This is a genomic window from Curvibacter sp. PAE-UM (genome assembly GCF_001432305.1).
Classification (GTDB): domain Bacteria; phylum Pseudomonadota; class Gammaproteobacteria; order Burkholderiales; family Burkholderiaceae_C; genus Hylemonella.
In genome coordinates this window covers 1700857-1717308 of record NZ_KQ483358.1, presented here as the reverse complement: position 1 = coordinate 1717308, position 16452 = coordinate 1700857, and the positions used below count along the sequence as shown (strand labels likewise).

The window sequence follows — 16452 nt, the reverse complement described above, 5'->3', positions numbered from 1 at the left end:
TTTCACTCTAGGAAGCGTTGGTGCTTTTACTACCCCATGAACATGGGGTCCCCCATGTTCATGGGAGGCCATCGCGTATGCGGAATGTCACCCGGAGCGCGAAGCTGAGGTACAAACATGGCATGAACGAACTCGCCTTCAGTGCGCCTGCCGAGCGCAACAAAAAACCCATCCTGGACGTGCTGCGCACGCTGCTGCCCGCGCAGGGCCGCGCGCTGGAGATCGCCTGCGGCACAGGGCAGCACGTGGTCTGGTTCGCCGCCAACCTTCCGCAGTGGACGTGGCAGCCCACGGACCAGACGGCCGATCTCTTTCCGGACATCATGGTGCGCATCGGTGAAGCGCGGCTGGTCAACGTGCAGCCGCCGCAGTTGCTCAACGTGCTGACCGGTTCCTGGCCCAACGAGTACGAGCGCCATGACCTGATCTACTGCGCCAACATGCTGCACATCGCGCCCTGGGCCTGCTGCGCGGGCCTGATGCGCGGCGCCGCCGAGCATCTCGCCCCGGGCGGGCGGCTGGTGACCTACGGGCCCTACCTGGAAGACGAGGTGCCCACTGCGGAGGGCAACCTGAAGTTCGACGCCGCGCTACGCGCCGAAAACACGGACTGGGGCATCCGCCGGCGCGAGGACGTGGAGAGCGTGGCCCACGCCGCCGGCCTGCAGCTGGCCGCGCGCCATGCCATGCCGGCCAACAACCTGCTGCTGGTCTGGCAACGACCGGGCTGAGAACTGGCGGGCGCTGTCCGTTCGGCGTAAGCACGCCCCTGATAATGACGGCGTGGACACCACAGAATTTGTCGTTTGGTCTGCCATGCTGGGTGGTCTGTTGACCCTGGCTGCGATCGCCATGGTGAATGCCCTGGCCACGCGCAACATCAATTCCCTGCGTTATCTGGTCTTTGTGGTCGTCACCGGCGCGAGCAGCCTGGTGCGCACCGGCCTGCCCGAAGTGCTCTTTCCTGGCGCGCCACAAGGCGTGCTGGACCTGCTCAAGGTCTGCACGGGACCGCTGAGCGCCGCCCTGGTGCTGCACTACCTGGGCATCTGGCTGGGCGGCCCGGAGGTGGACCCGGTCACCCATCGCATCACGCGCTGGGGCTCCGGCCTCATGCTGGCGGCCGCGCTGGTGCTGGGCCTGTTGCTGCCGCTGACGCCCGGCGAGCAGTTTCATCAGCTGCTGAACGCCACTGCGGTCATCACGGTGATCGCCGTGATGCTGGGCCTGGCCACCTCGGTCCGGGCAGCGCTGCTGGGCGACCCGCTGGCCCCCTGGGTGGTGCTGGCCGGTATCTGCCTGGCCCTGGAGGTGCTCGGGCTGTGGGTGCGCAGCCTGGAACTGGCAGGCTTCGGCCTGGGCACCTGGATCCTGACGGCGGTGTGCACCGTGGCCTATTTTCTGGTCGGCTCCGTAGTGGTCATCAAGCGCATCCGGCAAACCCGGGAGCTCGAACGCCTGGCCACGCTGCCCACGGGGACCGATCCGGCCACGGGCCTGCCCACCGGCTCCATGCTGCTGTCCGAGGTGGCGCACGCCTTCTGGCGCACGGCCCGCCTGAACGGCGAATGCACGGTGGTCTGCCTGCGCCTGAACAATCTGTATGGGCTCGGTGAAGCCGACGGCCGTCTCGTGGAGCCGCAGATCCTGGCGATCATGGCGGCCCGCATCCGGCGCGCCGCAGGCTTTCGCTGCATCGTGGGGCTTTATCACTCGCGCTGCTTTGTCGTGGTGATCTCCGCGGACAAGCGCCGCCAGTACGTCGGGCTGACCGTGGCGCGGCTGCGGACCCTGGCCGCCGAGCCGCTGACCGTGACCAGCAAGGACGGCACGCAACAGGATTTCTGGCCCCGGGTCGGCTGCGGGGTCGTCACGCTCCATCCGCAGCGTGCCCAGCCCATGGATGCCATCGACGAGGCCGAGCGGCAGGCCCTGGGCCCGCCCCTGCGGCATGGCCGGTCGGAAGACAATATCGCGACCCGGCCCAGCGACAGCCTGGCCACCACGGACAGCGCCGCGCTGTAGACACCGGACACGCACCGGGGTATCCGCCGCGAGGCCCAGGCACTGCTTTCGCTGCGCGCTTCTTTTTTTGTAGCAACGAAATCGTTGCTTGCTGCCAACTTCGTCACACTGCAACAGCGTGTCATCCTGACAAGATGGGGATAATTGCCGCATGGACATGGCAGAGAACACAATCTGGGCCATCATGGCCGGCGGATTGTTGTCGCTGGTCCTGCTGGCCGCCGCCGACACCGTGGTGACACGCAGCCTGGGCGCGGCGCGCAACATGCTGCTGATCTTCGCGATCGGCAGTGCCTGCATCTTTCTCTCCGGCCTGCCCGAAACGCTTTTTCCCAGCCTGCCCGAACGTCTCATGATGGCACTCAAGGCGGGCTTCGGCCTGCTGAGCAGCGCGCTGGGCCTGCGCTTCCTGGGCATCTGGGCCGGCGGCGACCGCGAGGACTACCTGGTCCACCGCCTCACGGTCTGGGGCGCCTACGGCATGCTGATCGCATCGCTGGTGACGACGGTGCTGGCCACGCTGGTGGCCCCCCAGGACTTCCACGGCCTGCTGATGCTGACGGCAGGCCTCAACGCCATTGCGGTGGTGCTGTGCATGGTGATCGCCGTGCGCGCCGCCCTGCTGGGTGACCCGCTGGCGCGCTGGCTGGTGCTGGCCTGCCTGATCCTGACGGGCCTGATGGCCGGCCTGTACCTGCATGCCCTGAAGGTCCCGGGCATCGGCCTGGGCCTGCAGGCCCTCACTGCGACGAGCGCGGTGCTTTTCCTGCTGATCGTGATGGTGCTGATCGTCGTGCGCAACCGCCAGCAGCGCCAGCTGGTCCGGCTGTCGCGCCTGGAGATGGGCTGGGACCCGGCCACCGGCCTGCCCACCGGCGCCAAGCTGCTGAGCGAGGTGGAGCACGCCTTCTGGCGCACCGGCCGGCTGCACGGCCATTGCGTCGTGGTGGGCATCTACCTGAGCAATCTGTACGAGCTGGGCGACTCCATGGGCCGCACCAGCGACAACCAGATCCTGGCCGCCACGGCCGCACGCATCCGTCGTGCGGCGGGCTTTCGCTGTGTGGTGGGCATCTATCACCCGCGCTGTTTCATCGTGGTGTTCTCCATCGACCGCAAGCGCACCTTCAACGAGACCTACATCGCCCGCCTGCTGGGCCTGGTGACGCAGCCGCTGCAGGTGGTGGGCAGCAAGGACCAGCGCCAGCCCTTCGTACCCCAGGTGGGCATTGCCTTGCGCACGGTGCAGCCCGACCACTCCGTGCCGCAGGACGTGATCGACGAGGTGGAGCACGAGGCCATGCAGCAGGTTCGTCGCCCGCTGCCTGCCGACCGGGTCGACACGACCTGGTAGACCGCAGCAGCAGCCCCTGCTGCTGTGCTCCCCGGGGTAGTCCCCCGTGAAAACGAGCAATAAATTTCGTCAAACCCCGCTGGCGTCCCTTCATAATGCCGCATGCCCGTTTCCGAAGTCGCCGTCTGGTCTTCCATGCTCGGGGGTTTGCTGACCCTCACTGCGCTGGCCATGGCCGACGCGCTGTTCAACCGCAAGCGTGGCTCGCTGCGCAATCTGGTCTTCGTGTTGATCGCCGGCGCAAGCTGCGTGGTGATGACCGGCCTGCCCGAGGTGCTGTGGCCCGGCCTGCCGCAGTGGCTGCTGCAGTTGCTCAAGGGCAGCCTGGGGCCTCTGGCCGGCGCCATGGCCCTGAACTACCTGGGCATCTGGCTGGGCGGCAGCCGCGAGGACCGCACGGTCTACCGCATCACCACCTGGGGGGCCGGCGTGCTGTTCCTGGCGTCCCTGGCCCTGGCCGCGATGGTGGCGCGCGCCAGCCCCGAGGAATTCCAGCAGTTGCTGCTGGTCACGGCCGTGGTCAACATGGCGGCTGCGGTGCTGGGCCTGGTGGCCACGCTGCGCGCCGCCACACTGGGTGACCCGCTGGCGCGCTGGATGGTGCTGGCCTGCGTGCTGCTGGCCGCCCTGGTGGGGGGCCTGTACCTGCGCGGGCTGAACGTGCCCGGCTTTGGCCTGGGCACCTGGATTTTTACGGCGACGATCACCGTGGTGTATTTCCTGGCCTGCAGCGTGCTGGTCTTCGTGCGCAACCGCCAGCAGCGCCAGCTCACGCGGCTGTCGCGCCTGCAGGTCGGCGCCGACCCGGCCACCGGCCTGCCCACCGGCTCGCTGCTGCTGTCCGAGGTGGAACACGCCTTCTGGCGTACGGCGCGCCTGCACGGCAGCTGCACCGTGGTGTGCCTGCATCTGCGCAATCTCTACGAGCTGGGCCAGGCGGCCGGCCACGGCGTGGAACACCAGATCCTGGCAGCGATGGCGGCGCGCATCCGCCGCGCGGCGGGCTTTCGCTGCGTGGTCGGTCTGTACCACCCGCGCTGTTTCGTGGTGGTGATCTCCACCGACTCGCGCCACGAGTTCGTCAACGAGACGATAGCGCGGCTGCGCGCCACAGTGGGCCGACCGCTGATGGTGGTGGGCCGCGACCAGAGCCGGCACGACTACACGCCGCAACTGGGCATGGGCATCGTCACGCTGGAGCAGCCGGGCGATGCCGTGCCGCTGGACATGCTCAACGAGGCCGAGCGCCTGTCCCTGGGCTCGGACGGCGGCAACGTCACCTCGCCACCTTCCGTCCGCCCGTCCCAGGACGCGATCGACACCGCCTGGTAAGAGCCTGTTCACGGTCTCCCAGGGGCCGCAGCGCGGATAATGCCGTGCCATGAACCTCCTCACCACCCTCTTCCCCCTGGGCTGGCAGCACTATCTGCTGGGCGGCCTGCTGATCGGGCTGGGCACGGCCCTGCTCTTTCTCTTCACCGGCCGCATCGGCGGCATGAGCACGGTGTTTTCCAGCAGCTGGTCGTACCTGGTGCGCCGGCCGTTTTTCCAGCAGCCGCGTTTCGTGGACAGCCGCGGCTGGCGCCTGGTCTACGCGGCCGGGCTGATCGTCGGCGCACTGGTGTGGTGGCTGGGTTTTGCCGGCGGTGCCGCGCAGGGCACGCAGGTGCCGGCCTGGCAACTGGCGGTGGGCGGCTTCTTCGTGGGCTACGGCGCACGCCTGGGCAATGGCTGCACCTCGGGCCACGGCATCTGTGGCCTGGGTTCGCTGCAGCTGCCCGCGCTGGGCGCGGTGCTGACCTTCATGGCCACGGCCTTCCTCACGGCGAACCTGGCAGCGAGGTGGCTGTGATGAACACGACGAATGTCAAGAGCGCCCTGGCCACGCTGGCCGCGGGTGCGCTGTTCGGCTTCGGCCTCTCGTACTCCACCATGGTGAAGCCCGAGGTGGTGCTGAGCTTCCTGCGCTTTGAAGACTGGGGCCTGATGCTGGTGATGGGCGGCGCGGTGCTGGTGACCCTGCTGGCCTACAAGGTGCTGCCCCTCTTTGTCAACCGCCCGCTGCTGGGCGGCTACTTCCACACCCATCCCAGCAACTGGAACCGCGATACCGCCGTCGGCGCTGCGCTGTTCGGCGTGGGCTGGGGCCTGTGCGGCGTATGCCCAGGCCCGGCGATTGCCGGCCTGGGCACGGGCAACTGGGACCTGCTGTGGGCGCTGGGCGGCATCGCCCTGGGCGCGCTGGTGCAGGGGCTGCGCGCCAGATGACACCGGGCTGAGAAGCCGGTCGATCGGGCCATGCAGATCGTCGGGGCCCTGCCGCCCAGGCAGGAAAACCCTGTCGTCCTTTTGGACCCGCCTTGCGTTGTGCAGTGGCATACAGGTGGCGTGAGTGCCATGGACCGACGGGTTTGACACCCGAGAAACGCCGGGCGAATAATGGGCTTGCGGTGCAGCAAGACGCCTCTGTCAGCAGAGCCTATCAAGCAAGGGAGGCCGCGATGCGGATGAATCTCTGGACTGCGGCAGCGGCACGCCCGGCGTGTGGGCGGCCTGGCTTGGGGCCGGGCTGCTGGCCGCAACATCGGCCACTCGCGACTGAACCTCGCTGACCCGGCAGACGTCCTGCCTCACCCCGTCCCCCAAGGAGCCACCATGCTGATCAGACCGGTCTTTGTTTTGTGCAGTGTGCTGGCCTGCAGCGCTGCGCTGGCGCAAGCCCTCAAGAAGGAAGATTCGCCCGCCGCCAGGCCAGCCGTCAAGGCCACGCCAAAGGCAGCCCCGCAGCGTTCGGACGTGGACAAAAAAGCTGCGGTGTCGCCTGAGCGCAAAGACATGCAGGCAGGCAAGGACATGAAAAGCGCCCGGGAGATGCAGGGGGCCGCTGGCATGCCCGGTGGTGCCGGGCAAGGCAGTGCCCGCCCCGGGGGGATGGAGCGCGGCGGCATGGCGCGCGAAAGTGGCAGCGAGAGCAGGCCTGGCGGTAGCGCGAGCGGCGATTTCGGCAGGGGCGAGCCTGGCGCCGGCAACACACAACGCGGCGACCGGCAAGGCAATGCCGGGACGGGCGGTGGTGCGCGCGGGAACTTCGGCATGGGCGACCCCGGCGCCGGCAGAACGCCGGGTGGCGGTGGGCCAGGCAATGCCGCACCCGGCAGTGTGAACCGGGGTGGCGCGGCGCAGGAAAGTGACGGCAGGGCGGGCGGCTTCAGCATGGGGAAACCCCAGGAGCACAAGCCGAGGTCAGAGGGCGGCAAGAAACCCGACGACAAACCGTTTGGCGGTGGCAGTGGTGGCGCCAAGCCGGAACCCCGGTCATCTGGCGGCAGTGGCGGGGCCGTCAAGCCGGATCCCAAACCGGCCGGCGGGGGCAGCGGTGTCAAACCCGATAGCAAGCCCGACAGCAAACCCGCGGGCAACCCTGACAAACCGGACAGCAAGCCTGACAAGCCCGCAGGCAAACCCGATAAACCTGACAACAGCAAACCGGACAAGCCCGATAGCAAACCGGGCAAGCCCGACAAGAACAGCGCCATGCCCTCCGAAGGCGGTGCCCGCAGCAGTGGCGGCGGCAGTCGGCCCGGAGGAGGTGTGGGCGGGCTGGTTCAGCCGGGCAGAGAGGGCGGCACCTCGACCAACCAACCCGGGCTGGGGCAGCGCGAGGGGCTGGCCGGTCAACCCGGCGAGGCCGGGCAGCGCCGGGGACCAGGCAGCGGGGCGGCCGATGTGGGGCGTATCGTCAGCCCCGGCGCACCGCGACCCTGAAGCCCTATTTCCCGAGGCGGGTAGCGGCCAGGCTGAGCAGCTGCCCGGCATCGGCCTCGGTGAGCACACGCTTGGCGCCGACACGCAGGCCGCTCAACTCGACACACTGGGCGCCCAGGCGCATGGCGGCGGTACCGCCCGGGGAAAAATACGCACCATCACCAATACCGCTGAGCGGCTTGTTGGCCTTGCCGCTGATGGATTGCATGGTCTTGGCGTGGATTTCAAATCGCTGCTGATCGCACTTGGTTTTGATGCGGACTGAAAACTTCCTGTTCGGGGAGTCCTTGCCGACGTAACGGCACAACTGCATGCCCAGCCCGTCCTTGCTGGCCACCCCTTCCTGGGGCGTATGCCCGAGGGCCGCACTCAGATCAGCGGGCGTGTAGAGGCAGGCAGGCCCGCTCTCGGCCCATGCCATGCCACCCAACATCCATAACGAAACAGCCACCATCAGCTTGTTCATGCCTTGCTCCCGTGTGTGATCAGAGGAAACTCGACCCGGAGAACCCGGTCACCGATCATGCGCCGCAGCGTGGTGCTGCGCAAGGGTGATGCCCAGCCCATCGCCTCGGTGACAGCGGCGCGGGCCGGGCACAGGCATGCTCTGGTTTGCTCAGCAAGGAACCAGCCATGAATGCCACCACTGCCTCGCGTTTCTGCGTCAGCCGCGCCGACCTGCACGCCACCCGCCTGCTGCCCGATCCCGATACGCCAGCCACGCGTGCCCTGGCCGAGGGCGAAGTGCGCCTGCGGGTCTTGTCCTTCGCGCTGACGGCCAACAACATCACCTACGCCGCCTTCGGCGACAAGATGAAGTACTGGCAGTTCTTCCCCAGCGGGGCCGAGGGCTGGGGCTGCATCCCGGTCTGGGGTTTTGCCGAGGTGGTGGAGTCGCGCAACGCGGACGTGGCCACCGGCCAGCGCGTCTATGGTTATCTGCCCATGGGCCACTACCTGGTGGTGCAAGCCGCGCGCGTGAACCCGCGCGGTTTCATGGACGCCGCGGCGCACCGGCGCGAGCTGGCCGTGGTCTACAACCAGCTGGTGTTCTGCGCCGCCGACCCGGCCTACGACCCCGCACTCGAAGGCCAGCAGGCCGTGCTGCGCCCGCTGTTCACCACCTCCTTCCTGATCGACGATTTCATGGCCGAGCACGATTTCTTCGGTGCGGACCAGTTGCTGCTGTCCAGCGCATCGAGCAAGACCGCCTACGGCACGGCCTTCTGTCTCGCGCGCCGCGCCGGTGGCCCCACGGTGCACGGGCTCACCTCGGCCGGCAACCTGGACTTCACGCGCGGGCTGGGCTGTTATGGCGCCGTGACGCGCTACGAGGAGGTGGCCAGCCTGGACCCGGACCTGCCCACGGTCTACATCGACTTCGCCGGCGATGCCGGCCTGCGCCGCACGATCCACGAGCATTTCGGCACGGCCTTGAAGTACAGCTGTTCGGTGGGCGGCAGCCACTGGGAAGCGCTGGGCGGTGCCGGCGGCCTGCCCGGGCCGCGGCCCGAGCTGTTCTTTGCCCCGGCCCAGGGCAAGAAACGCAGTGCACCACCGCCCGAGGGCTGGGGAGCGGCGGGTTTCGAAGAGCGCCTGGACCAGGCCTGGTCGGCGTTCATGCAAAAGGTGAACGACCCCGCGCAGCCCTGGCTGGTGATCCACGCCGACCGGGGGGCCGAGGCCGTGAGCGCGGCCTACCAACAACTGCTGGCCGGGCGCAGCGATCCGCGTGCCGGGCTGATGCTGGCGCCCTGAAACTGGCTAGGGCTTGACGCTGGCCGGCAGTTCGGCCTTGGTCAGCAGCTTGCGGATGTCGAGCAGCTTGGCCTTGAGGCGGCGGTGGTTGACCGGGCCGGTGCGCAGCAGCATCTTCTGCCCGGCGGCCAGCGACTGCAGCTTCTCGTCGGAGAACTCGTAGCGGGTCCAGGGGCGCTCGGAAGCGATGGGGCCCTTCACGTCCACCAGGGTCACGGCCAGCGGGCCTTCGATCACCGGGGTGCTGAGCAGCTGGTCGATGACGGCGACCAGGCGGTCGTTGAAATAAGCCTTGGGGTAGCCGAGCTCCACATAGGCCTGCTGGAACAGCGGGTAGAGCGAAACGTAGAGTTGCACGGCCTTGCGGCTGTCCACCGATTCGATGAACTGCACCAGGGGCACGTAGCGCTGCCCGTTGTCGGGGTTGATGACTTCGCCCTCGCCCTGCTTGAGCGTGGTGAAACGCCCGGCGGTCGGGTGCACGGGCCACATGCTGGGCGCGGCGTGTTCGCGCCCCAGGTTGTCCACCGTGGCCACGGCGCGGCGCACGAAACTCTCCAGCAGCACGAAGGTCTGCACGTTCTTGCGGCCCACCAGGGCGTTGAGGTCCTGCTGCAGGCGCGCGTCGGACTGGCCCAGGGCGGGCAGCGGCCGCGGGGACGCCTCGGTGGCCTCGATGGCCTGCACCGGATGGCGGATGGGATCGTTGGACGGCACGGGCGAGACCGTGACCTCTGCGCCGCTGTTGACCGGCAGGGTGATGGGCACCGGCTTGGGCGCGGGCGGCGCCGGCTGGGGCCAGAGCAGCCAGGCGATGAGACCGACCAGCACGGCTGTGACGAGGAAGGCCAGGACGATTCTGCTGCTTCTGTTCATGGACGCACGCCGATGCAGGGTTGCGGGACGGTCATGCTAGCACCAGGCCATGACGACTCCAAGAGATGTGCGTGTCGATTTGTAATGCGGCCGGTTTTCTGGCTTACCATGCGGGTCAGGTGCCGTTCCGGGACCGCAACCCATGGAGGACTTATGGCCAAAGGTGAACAACGCAGCAACAAGATGGCAAAGAAACCGAAGAAAGACACTTCGCCGCCCAAGACTTCAACCTCCGACCGCCCGATGCCGCCGATCACGGCCGTCATTCCGCGCGGCAAGGAAAAGAACAAATAAGACCCGCCAGCCGGCGCCCGCCAGCGCACGGGGCCAGGGCCGGTTCACCCTGACGACAGCGGGGGCGACCCCCAACAGGAGACATCATGAGCCAGCCCTGCAAGATCCTCATCCTCGGCGCGTCCTACGGTTCGCTGCTGGGCATCAAGCTGGTCATGGCCGGCCACCAGGTCACCCTGGTGTGCCTGCCCAATGAAGTGGAGCTGATCAACCGCGAAGGCATCCGCGTGCGCCTGCCCCTCAAGGGCCGCGAAGGCCTGGTGGAACTGGATTCGCGCCGCTATCCGGGACAGCTCCTGGCCGCCGGCCCGGCCGACGTGAAGCCGGCCGACTACGACCTGGTAGGCCTGGCCATGCAGGAGCCGCAGTACCGCAGCCCCGGCGTGCGGGAGCTGCTCGACGCGGTGGCCAAGTCGAAGGTGCCTTGCATGTCCATCATGAACATGCCGCCCCTGCCCTATCTGGCGCGCCTGCCCGGCGTGGCCACCGATGCCTGCCGCAGCGCCTATACCGACCCCACGGTGTGGGACAGCTTCGACCCGGCCAGCATGACACTGTGCAGCCCCGACCCGCAGGCCTTCCGCCCGCCGGAGGAACAGGTCAACGTGCTGCAGGTGCGCCTGCCCACCAACTTCAAGGCGGCGCGTTTCGTCTCCGACACGCACACCGCCATGCTGCGCCGCCTGCAGGCCGACATCGAGGCGATCCGCTTCGAGGTGGATGGCCAGCCCACCGAACTGCCGGTGAAGCTCAAGGTGCACGATTCGGTCTTCGTGCCGCTGGCCAAGTGGAGCATGCTGCTGGCCGGCAACTACCGCTGCGTGACGCCGCAGGGCGTGCGCCCCATCAAGGAAGCGGTGCACAGCGATCTGGCCACTTCGCGCGCGGTCTACAACTGGGTCGGTGACTTGTGCAAGTCGCTCGGCGCGAAGGACGAGGACCTGGTGCCTTTCGAGAAATACGCCGCGGCCGCGCAGGGACTGGCCAGCCCGTCCTCTGCTGCGCGCGCCCTGTACGCCGGCGCGCCCAACATCGAACGCGTGGACCGCCTCGTGCAGGCCGTCGCTGCACAGAAGGGCCTACGCCACCCCGCTGTGGACGAGGTGGTGGCGCTGGTGGACGCGCAGCTGGAACGCAACCGCGCGGCGAAGAAGTAGGTCGCGCCAGCGCCTCAGCGGCTGCTGTCCTTGCCGAGCCAGACCACACCGCTCCAGTTCAGGGGATTGAGGTCGCGGTCGCGGATAAAGTCCAGGTCGCCGTTAGGCAACTTCCAGCGCAGGACGGGGGTGCCCTTGTCGGTCACCCCGCCGGAACCGGGTTCCCCGTATCGTGCCAGCAGGCGCTTCTTCATGCCCAGATGCCGCCACCAGGGCACATGCACCACGGCCACGCTGAGGCGGCCTTTGTTGAAAAAGAGTGCCAGCGTCAGTGCTGCATTGCCGTCCACTGCGTCTATCGGGGCATAGCAGACCCGGTCGCCCAGCCCATTGGCCTCCTTGGGCTGGCCAAAACAATCCAGGTTCACGCCCGTGAAGTGCCGGCGCACGGCGGCTTCGTCCATGTCCACGGACAGTTGTTCGTAGCGCATGGTGATCTGCGGCGAGGTTTCGCCCAAAGAACTCTGGTAGACATGGAGACGGTCATGGCTGAGGGCCAGCACCAGTCCACCGGCGCCCAGCACGACCACGAGCAGGTATTTGAAAAAGCGGCCTATGACTTCGGTCATCTTGATGTTCCTCCCTGACGGGCGATCTTAACGGTCCCGCAGGCGAGAAAACGAGGACCGGACGCCGGCCCTCAATCCGGCTTCGCGCCCGCCTGCTTGCAGGCCTGCGCCGTCCGCGGCAAGCGGACGGCCCTCGAACGGGGGCCACCGCGCGATGGCCGGAGCGCCCCGTCTCAGGGTTGGTGATAGGCCTGCACGGTTTCCCAGGCCACGGTCTGCAGGTGGCGCGCCACCTCCGGGCTCAGGCCAGCGTTGTAGGCCAGGCCCACGGGCGACTTCTTGAACAGTGAGGCATACACCGTGCAGGCCGCCAGGTAGGTGCCGGCCAGGCTGGGGTGACGCTTGTCGGCGACGTAGAGGTTCAGATCCGGCTTTTGTGCGATGGAACGCGCGAAGGCCAGGCCGGCGGGGATGACGAAGACGTCGTTCTCGTTGGCGGCCTGGGTGTAGGCCTCGGCCAACTGGGCCGTCATCTCGGGCGCATCCTGGTAAGCCCAGGACATGAAAAACGCGGGCTTGGCGCCGTGCTTGCGCACGGTGTCGCTGTGCTTCTTCGCATACTCCTTGAACACGGTCTTGAGCTGCGGGTGCAGCGGGCACTGGCTGCAGTCCATCATGATGGCCACGTCGAACAGCTTGTCGAGCTTGTTGAAGCTCACCACGTTGTTGGGACCGAAGGAGTAGCCGCCGATGGCGTTGGGACGGAAGTAGGAGTCGACGTCGTGCCAGTCGAAGCCCGAACCGCTGATGGTGACCGAGCTGGCGCGGTGGCGGTGGCCCGGCATGCCCTCTGCAATGAGCCGGCCCACATGGCCGTGCAGGCTGTTGTTGTAATAGAAGAAGCTGTTGCCGATGTAGATGGCCGAGGCCGGGTTGACGACGCCGGCGTCGAGCACGCGGGGTTTGGTCTGCGCGCCGGCCGTCAAGGCGGCCAGGGACAGGAAAGCGATACCCAGGAAGGCCCGGAGCCGGGCGGCATGCATGCGGATCATGATTTCTCCTCGTTGTTGTGAGACCGGAACAAGCAAACTCTACACCGCCGCCGCGCCCCGACCGTCTTTACACACGCGACAGGCAAAAGACAGGGCTGTCCGTCGGCTGGGCACCGGCCGGCCGCGTTAGACAGGGCATGACGAGGAGCAAGACCATGAAGAAAACGCTGGTTCTGGCCGGCGCCCTGCTCGCCGCCGGCCTGTGCGCCGCGCAGGAGCAGGGGCTGGTGCTGTCGGCCACCCCGGTGGTGCAGCAGGTGCCGGTACCGCGCCAGGTGTGCAGCACCGAGCGCGTTGCGGTGCAACCGCCCAGGAGCGGCGCGGGTGCAGTCATCGGCGCCGTCGCTGGCGGCATCGTCGGCAATGCGGCCGGCCAAGGTTCGGGCGCGGCCACGGTGCTGGGCGCCATCGGTGGCGCAGTGATCGGCGACCGCATCGAGGGAGCCCCGCCCACCGAACTGCACGAGGTGCAACGCTGCGGCATGCAGACCTTCTACGAGAACCGCACGGTGGGCTACCGCGTGATCTACATCTACGCCGACAAGGAATACACGGTGCAACTGCCCTACGACCCGGGCCAGACCATCGCGCTGCGCGTGTCACCGGCGGACTTGGGCGAGCCTGGCGCACCGCCGCCCGAACCCATGGTGACGACGGCCCCGGTGTATGCGCCACCCGTGGTCGTTGCGCCGTCGGTCTATTACGTGCGCCCTTATCCCTATGCTTATCCCTACCCGTACTATCGCCCCCCGTCCGTGGGGGTGCAGCTGCACTTCGGTGGCGGCTACCCGCGGCACGGCGCCCCTCGCCACCACGGCCATGGCCACAACCCCGGGCACATGGGCCGGCGTTGAGCGTCGACGCTCCACCCGCCCTTATGCAGGTGCGGTGGTGGTGTGGACCACCTTGGTATAGGGGTGGGGCTCACCCTCGACCCACCAGTTGGCCCAGTAGCGGTCTTCGCCGCCCGCAGCATCGGGCTGCAGGGTGAGGAAGTTGCGGCTGGCCTTGATGCAGCGGCTGGTGGTGGGGAACTCCAGCATGCGGGTGGTGATGCCGCGGTCGACCTGTTCCTCGTGCCGGGCCACGTGCTCCAGCACGAACACCTCCATCGCCGAGGAGGTCGGGTGCACGATGGCGCTGCTGGTGAGCTGGTTGATGACACAGGCCTTGCCGCCCTCGCGCGTGGACTCGATCACCCCCAGCGCCGCCACATGCACGTCGCCTGAGAGGAGAGTGACGCGCACGCCCCGGGCCGCGACCTGCAGCAGGCGGTGGATGAGGCGCAGGCGCTCGGCCTTGTGCGGCGCGCTGGCCCAGTGGTCGCGCAGGTCGTCCTCCATCTCCTGCTGGCCCGGCAGCACGCCCAGCACCTTCTCGATCAGGTCGAGACCCGGATGCACCACGGGAATGCTGCTCATGACAAAGAGATGTTTCAAACCACCCGCAGCCTCCTGTCCGGCCAGCCACTGGTAGACGGCCGCCCAGCTCTTGGGGCTGAGCACCTGCTCGGCTTGCAGCACGCCGCCCGTGGCCTGCGCGTCGCCCGAGCGCGGGCGGCGCTCGCTGCGCATGTCCAGCACCAGCAGGCCCAGCTCGCCGATGCGCCAGGCGCTGTTGTGCTGGTCCTGCCCCGGCAACGTGGCCGGCGGCAGCGCGCCCAGGGCCTGCCGCTGGAACAGCGCGAAAGCATTGCGCGCCACCTCGAAGATGCCCTGGTAGACGGGGCACTGGTGCTGCTCGGCCGGGTAGGAACCCCAGCCGTCCATGATGTCGTGGTCATCCCACATCATCACGGTGGGCAGGCGGGCCAGCATGGTCGCCACCTCGGGCTGGGACCAGCGGTCCAGGTAGATGCTGCTGAAATGCGCCTCGATCTTGCGGCGCAAGGTGGCGGTGAAAGCGGCCTTGAAGCGCTTGTCGCGCGGCAGCGCGCACCAGGCCTTGAGCTCGGGAATCACGGCCCACATGGCGTCGCTGTAGACCTGGTCGCCGCCGAGCAGCAGCAGGTGCAGGGGGCCGTAGCTCTGGCTATCGACGCGGTCCGTGCCTGCGTGCAGCCGGCCCAGGCGTGCCCACAGCGCGTTGGGCTCTTTGACCTTTTTCATCAGGGTCGGATCGGAAAAGCCGTTGCACGAGGCATAGGCCATCGAGGGCATGGTGTCGCGCGCCGGCACGCAGAAACCGTGCTGCTCGCCGCCGATGCTGTAGGCCACCTCCTGCACCGCGGCCGTCTGCGCCACCGCGAACTCGAAACGCCAGGCGGTGCAGGTGCTGCCGGGCACGCTGGCCTGCGCAAGCTGCACCGGCCGTCCACCGGCCGTGAGCACAGGCGCAGCGTCGGCGCTGTCCTGCGCCCACAGGGCGCTGACACGCCACTGGCCTTGTTCGCAGCCGAGAAATTGCAGGACGGGTCCGAGTCGTTTCATGGTGTGCTCCCTGTTGCGAGTTCGCGCGAGCTTAGCCTCTCGAGCCTGAGCCGTCATCCCCTGAACGTGGGAGGTGTCGCCATAACGCACAATGTTTCCCCATCACCCTCACGGGAGCGACCCGCGATGAAGTACGTCCTTGCCCTTATCTGCAGCCTGCTGCTGGCCACCACGGCCCGGGCCGAGAACCCGCGCTGCATCGCCGAATTCGAGGCCGAATCGGCACGCATCCAGCGCGAGGCCATGGCCCGTGCGCCGGCCCCCGGCAGCGATCAAGAGACACAGCGGCAGTTCATGGCGCCCATCCATGCCGCGCTGGAAGCCGCAGGAGCAAAGGCTCGTGCCTGCGAAGAGGCCAGCCGGCCCAGGCCCGGCAGCCCGGCGGCCCAGGCAGCCGTGGCCCGCGAAAGGCAGTGCACGGACACGGCGAACCGGGAGATCGATCAGATCAAGCTGCCTCCCAAACCCAGCTTCGAGCAGCAGCGCGCCTACCGCGAGGCGGAGACCCGCATCCTGGACGCCCGCATGGACTGCCTGCGCCGGGCGCGTTGAGATCCTTCCGATTCAGCCCAGCGCGCGGAACATGGTGCGTCTGGTGTTGGTGAAATGCGGACGCACGATGTCGCTCCAGGGGGTGCCGCGCACGGCCAGCCAGGGCGGCGAGCCCAGCACCTGCTCGGAGACCAGGTCATAACAGGCCAGCGAGAGCGGGCCCTGGTCGTGGTTGTAATAACGCTGGGCCAGGATGCAGCCGGGCACGCGGGCCAGGCCGGGCATGTGCTCCTGGTCGTACCAGCGTTCCAGTTCGGGCAACCAGCCGGCTTCCGGATCGGTCTCGACCACGTAGTGGAAAACAGCGGTTTCGCCGTGGGCATGACCCGGTGCCGTGTAGACCTGCTGCAGGCGCGAGACGCGGATGTCGCGTGCCACGGGGATGCGCCGCCCCAGCAGGGCGGCCAGGGGCGGCAGGGCCTCCTCGCCCAGCAGCGTGCGCTGCGGCAGGCGCGCGTAGAGATACGCCAACCCGTCCTGCTGCGCACGGGCCAGGCGCTGCAGCGACAGCCCGCTGTCGGCGCAGCACTGGGCCGCGGCGGCGGCCAGGCGGTCGGCGGGCGCAGGCTCCAGCGTGAACTGCAGCAGCAGGCAGTCGGTCGGCTTTTGCATTAGGGCCTGTTCACACTGATTTCTCAAGTGCGAACGTGGTTAAAACCGCGCCAATCTAGGCGCGCGACG

18 protein-coding genes are annotated in these 16452 nt (G+C 68.0%); 12 read left to right on the top strand and 6 right to left on the bottom strand.

The window, feature by feature from the left end; all coding sequences use genetic code 11:
- Nucleotides 1-122 precede the first annotated feature (122 nt).
- From AO057_RS08375 to AO057_RS08345, 7 genes are all read left to right on the top strand, one after another.
- Entirely contained in the window at nucleotides 123-731 is a 609-nt protein-coding gene (locus AO057_RS08375; protein WP_057675194.1) for a DUF938 domain-containing protein, read from the top strand.
- 52 nt (nucleotides 732-783) lie between these two features.
- The gene (locus AO057_RS08370; protein WP_168163360.1) at nucleotides 784-2025 is read left to right on the top strand and encodes a sensor domain-containing diguanylate cyclase; all 1242 of its coding nucleotides are present in this window, start codon (nucleotides 784-786) and stop codon (nucleotides 2023-2025) included.
- Nucleotides 2026-2176: 151 nt separating this feature from the next.
- Nucleotides 2177-3379: a hypothetical protein gene (locus tag AO057_RS08365; RefSeq protein ID WP_057675192.1), complete on the top strand. Its 1203-nt coding sequence runs from the start codon at nucleotides 2177-2179 to the stop codon at nucleotides 3377-3379.
- Between the two features lie 102 nt (nucleotides 3380-3481).
- The gene (locus tag AO057_RS08360) at nucleotides 3482-4711 is read left to right on the top strand and encodes a GGDEF domain-containing protein (RefSeq protein ID WP_057675191.1); all 1230 of its coding nucleotides are present in this window, start codon (nucleotides 3482-3484) and stop codon (nucleotides 4709-4711) included.
- Nucleotides 4712-4760: 49 nt separating this feature from the next.
- Nucleotides 4761-5231 (top strand): YeeE/YedE family protein, encoded by a 471-nt coding sequence (locus tag AO057_RS08355; RefSeq protein WP_057675190.1) that lies wholly within the window; start codon nucleotides 4761-4763, stop codon nucleotides 5229-5231.
- Nucleotides 5231-5647 carry a DUF6691 family protein gene (locus tag AO057_RS08350; RefSeq protein ID WP_057675189.1) on the top strand — a complete coding sequence of 139 codons (417 nt, stop codon included), beginning with the start codon at nucleotides 5231-5233 and terminating at the stop codon, nucleotides 5645-5647. The genes AO057_RS08355 and AO057_RS08350 overlap by 1 nt, the downstream gene beginning before the upstream one ends.
- A 387-nt stretch (nucleotides 5648-6034) precedes the next feature.
- Nucleotides 6035-7144 carry a hypothetical protein gene (locus AO057_RS08345; protein WP_057675188.1) on the top strand — a complete coding sequence of 370 codons (1110 nt, stop codon included), beginning with the start codon at nucleotides 6035-6037 and terminating at the stop codon, nucleotides 7142-7144.
- 4 nt (nucleotides 7145-7148) lie between these two features.
- Here the strand turns inward: AO057_RS08345 and AO057_RS08340 are convergent, their stop codons facing one another.
- Nucleotides 7149-7610, bottom strand: coding sequence for a hypothetical protein (locus AO057_RS08340; protein ID WP_156404513.1), 462 nt, complete (start codon nucleotides 7608-7610; stop codon nucleotides 7149-7151).
- 167 nt (nucleotides 7611-7777) lie between these two features.
- Here AO057_RS08340 and AO057_RS08335 point away from each other — a divergent pair, with 167 nt between their 5' ends.
- On the top strand, nucleotides 7778-8902 hold the full coding sequence (locus AO057_RS08335; RefSeq protein ID WP_057675186.1) for a DUF2855 family protein: 1125 nt from the start codon (nucleotides 7778-7780) through the stop codon (nucleotides 8900-8902).
- A gap of 6 nt (nucleotides 8903-8908) precedes the next feature.
- Here the strand turns inward: AO057_RS08335 and AO057_RS08330 are convergent, their stop codons facing one another.
- Nucleotides 8909-9778 carry a DUF3014 domain-containing protein gene (locus AO057_RS08330; RefSeq protein WP_057675185.1) on the bottom strand — a complete coding sequence of 290 codons (870 nt, stop codon included), beginning with the start codon at nucleotides 9776-9778 and terminating at the stop codon, nucleotides 8909-8911.
- Nucleotides 9779-9931: 153 nt separating this feature from the next.
- On the opposite strand from AO057_RS08330, the gene AO057_RS18030 reads away from it, so the two are divergent.
- The gene (locus AO057_RS18030) at nucleotides 9932-10072 is read left to right on the top strand and encodes a hypothetical protein (protein WP_168163359.1); all 141 of its coding nucleotides are present in this window, start codon (nucleotides 9932-9934) and stop codon (nucleotides 10070-10072) included.
- Between the two features lie 86 nt (nucleotides 10073-10158).
- Nucleotides 10159-11229, top strand: coding sequence for a ketopantoate reductase family protein (locus AO057_RS08325; RefSeq protein ID WP_057675184.1), 1071 nt, complete (start codon nucleotides 10159-10161; stop codon nucleotides 11227-11229).
- 14 nt (nucleotides 11230-11243) lie between these two features.
- On the opposite strand, the gene AO057_RS08320 is transcribed toward AO057_RS08325, so the two are convergent.
- Both AO057_RS08320 and AO057_RS08315 read right to left on the bottom strand, forming a co-directional pair.
- Nucleotides 11244-11798, bottom strand: coding sequence for a hypothetical protein (locus AO057_RS08320; protein WP_057675183.1), 555 nt, complete (start codon nucleotides 11796-11798; stop codon nucleotides 11244-11246).
- Nucleotides 11799-11971: 173 nt separating this feature from the next.
- Nucleotides 11972-12790 (bottom strand): SGNH/GDSL hydrolase family protein, encoded by an 819-nt coding sequence (locus AO057_RS08315; RefSeq protein ID WP_156404512.1) that lies wholly within the window; start codon nucleotides 12788-12790, stop codon nucleotides 11972-11974.
- A gap of 155 nt (nucleotides 12791-12945) precedes the next feature.
- Here AO057_RS08315 and AO057_RS08310 point away from each other — a divergent pair, with 155 nt between their 5' ends.
- Nucleotides 12946-13644, top strand: coding sequence for a glycine zipper 2TM domain-containing protein (locus tag AO057_RS08310; RefSeq protein WP_082605473.1), 699 nt, complete (start codon nucleotides 12946-12948; stop codon nucleotides 13642-13644).
- A 21-nt stretch (nucleotides 13645-13665) separates the two neighbouring features.
- Here the strand turns inward: AO057_RS08310 and AO057_RS08305 are convergent, their stop codons facing one another.
- Nucleotides 13666-15219, bottom strand: a complete 1554-nt coding sequence (locus AO057_RS08305) for an alkaline phosphatase D family protein (protein WP_057675182.1) — start codon at nucleotides 15217-15219, stop codon at nucleotides 13666-13668.
- Between the two features lie 126 nt (nucleotides 15220-15345).
- Between AO057_RS08305 and AO057_RS08300 the strand changes: the two genes are divergently transcribed.
- Entirely contained in the window at nucleotides 15346-15771 is a 426-nt protein-coding gene (locus AO057_RS08300; RefSeq protein ID WP_057675181.1) for a hypothetical protein, read from the top strand.
- 12 nt (nucleotides 15772-15783) lie between these two features.
- Here the strand turns inward: AO057_RS08300 and AO057_RS08295 are convergent, their stop codons facing one another.
- Nucleotides 15784-16383 (bottom strand): hypothetical protein, encoded by a 600-nt coding sequence (locus AO057_RS08295; protein WP_057675180.1) that lies wholly within the window; start codon nucleotides 16381-16383, stop codon nucleotides 15784-15786.
- Nucleotides 16384-16452 lie beyond the last annotated feature (69 nt).

Coding starts and splice junctions, on each gene's coding strand:
- AO057_RS08375 (WP_057675194.1), top strand. CDS start 123: ATGAACGAACTCGCCTTCAGTGCGCCTGCCGAGCGCAACAAAAAACCC.
- AO057_RS08365 (WP_057675192.1), top strand. CDS start 2,177: ATGGACATGGCAGAGAACACAATCTGGGCCATCATGGCCGGCGGATTG.
- AO057_RS08360 (WP_057675191.1), top strand. CDS start 3,482: ATGCCCGTTTCCGAAGTCGCCGTCTGGTCTTCCATGCTCGGGGGTTTG.
- AO057_RS08355 (WP_057675190.1), top strand. CDS start 4,761: ATGAACCTCCTCACCACCCTCTTCCCCCTGGGCTGGCAGCACTATCTG.
- AO057_RS08350 (WP_057675189.1), top strand. CDS start 5,231: ATGAACACGACGAATGTCAAGAGCGCCCTGGCCACGCTGGCCGCGGGT.
- AO057_RS08345 (WP_057675188.1), top strand. CDS start 6,035: ATGCTGATCAGACCGGTCTTTGTTTTGTGCAGTGTGCTGGCCTGCAGC.
- AO057_RS08340 (WP_156404513.1), bottom strand. CDS start 7,610: ATGAACAAGCTGATGGTGGCTGTTTCGTTATGGATGTTGGGTGGCATG.
- AO057_RS08335 (WP_057675186.1), top strand. CDS start 7,778: ATGAATGCCACCACTGCCTCGCGTTTCTGCGTCAGCCGCGCCGACCTG.
- AO057_RS08330 (WP_057675185.1), bottom strand. CDS start 9,778: ATGAACAGAAGCAGCAGAATCGTCCTGGCCTTCCTCGTCACAGCCGTG.
- AO057_RS18030 (WP_168163359.1), top strand. CDS start 9,932: ATGGCCAAAGGTGAACAACGCAGCAACAAGATGGCAAAGAAACCGAAG.
- AO057_RS08325 (WP_057675184.1), top strand. CDS start 10,159: ATGAGCCAGCCCTGCAAGATCCTCATCCTCGGCGCGTCCTACGGTTCG.
- AO057_RS08320 (WP_057675183.1), bottom strand. CDS start 11,798: ATGACCGAAGTCATAGGCCGCTTTTTCAAATACCTGCTCGTGGTCGTG.
- AO057_RS08315 (WP_156404512.1), bottom strand. CDS start 12,790: ATGATCCGCATGCATGCCGCCCGGCTCCGGGCCTTCCTGGGTATCGCT.
- AO057_RS08310 (WP_082605473.1), top strand. CDS start 12,946: ATGAAGAAAACGCTGGTTCTGGCCGGCGCCCTGCTCGCCGCCGGCCTG.
- AO057_RS08305 (WP_057675182.1), bottom strand. CDS start 15,219: ATGAAACGACTCGGACCCGTCCTGCAATTTCTCGGCTGCGAACAAGGC.
- AO057_RS08300 (WP_057675181.1), top strand. CDS start 15,346: ATGAAGTACGTCCTTGCCCTTATCTGCAGCCTGCTGCTGGCCACCACG.
- AO057_RS08295 (WP_057675180.1), bottom strand. CDS start 16,383: ATGCAAAAGCCGACCGACTGCCTGCTGCTGCAGTTCACGCTGGAGCCT.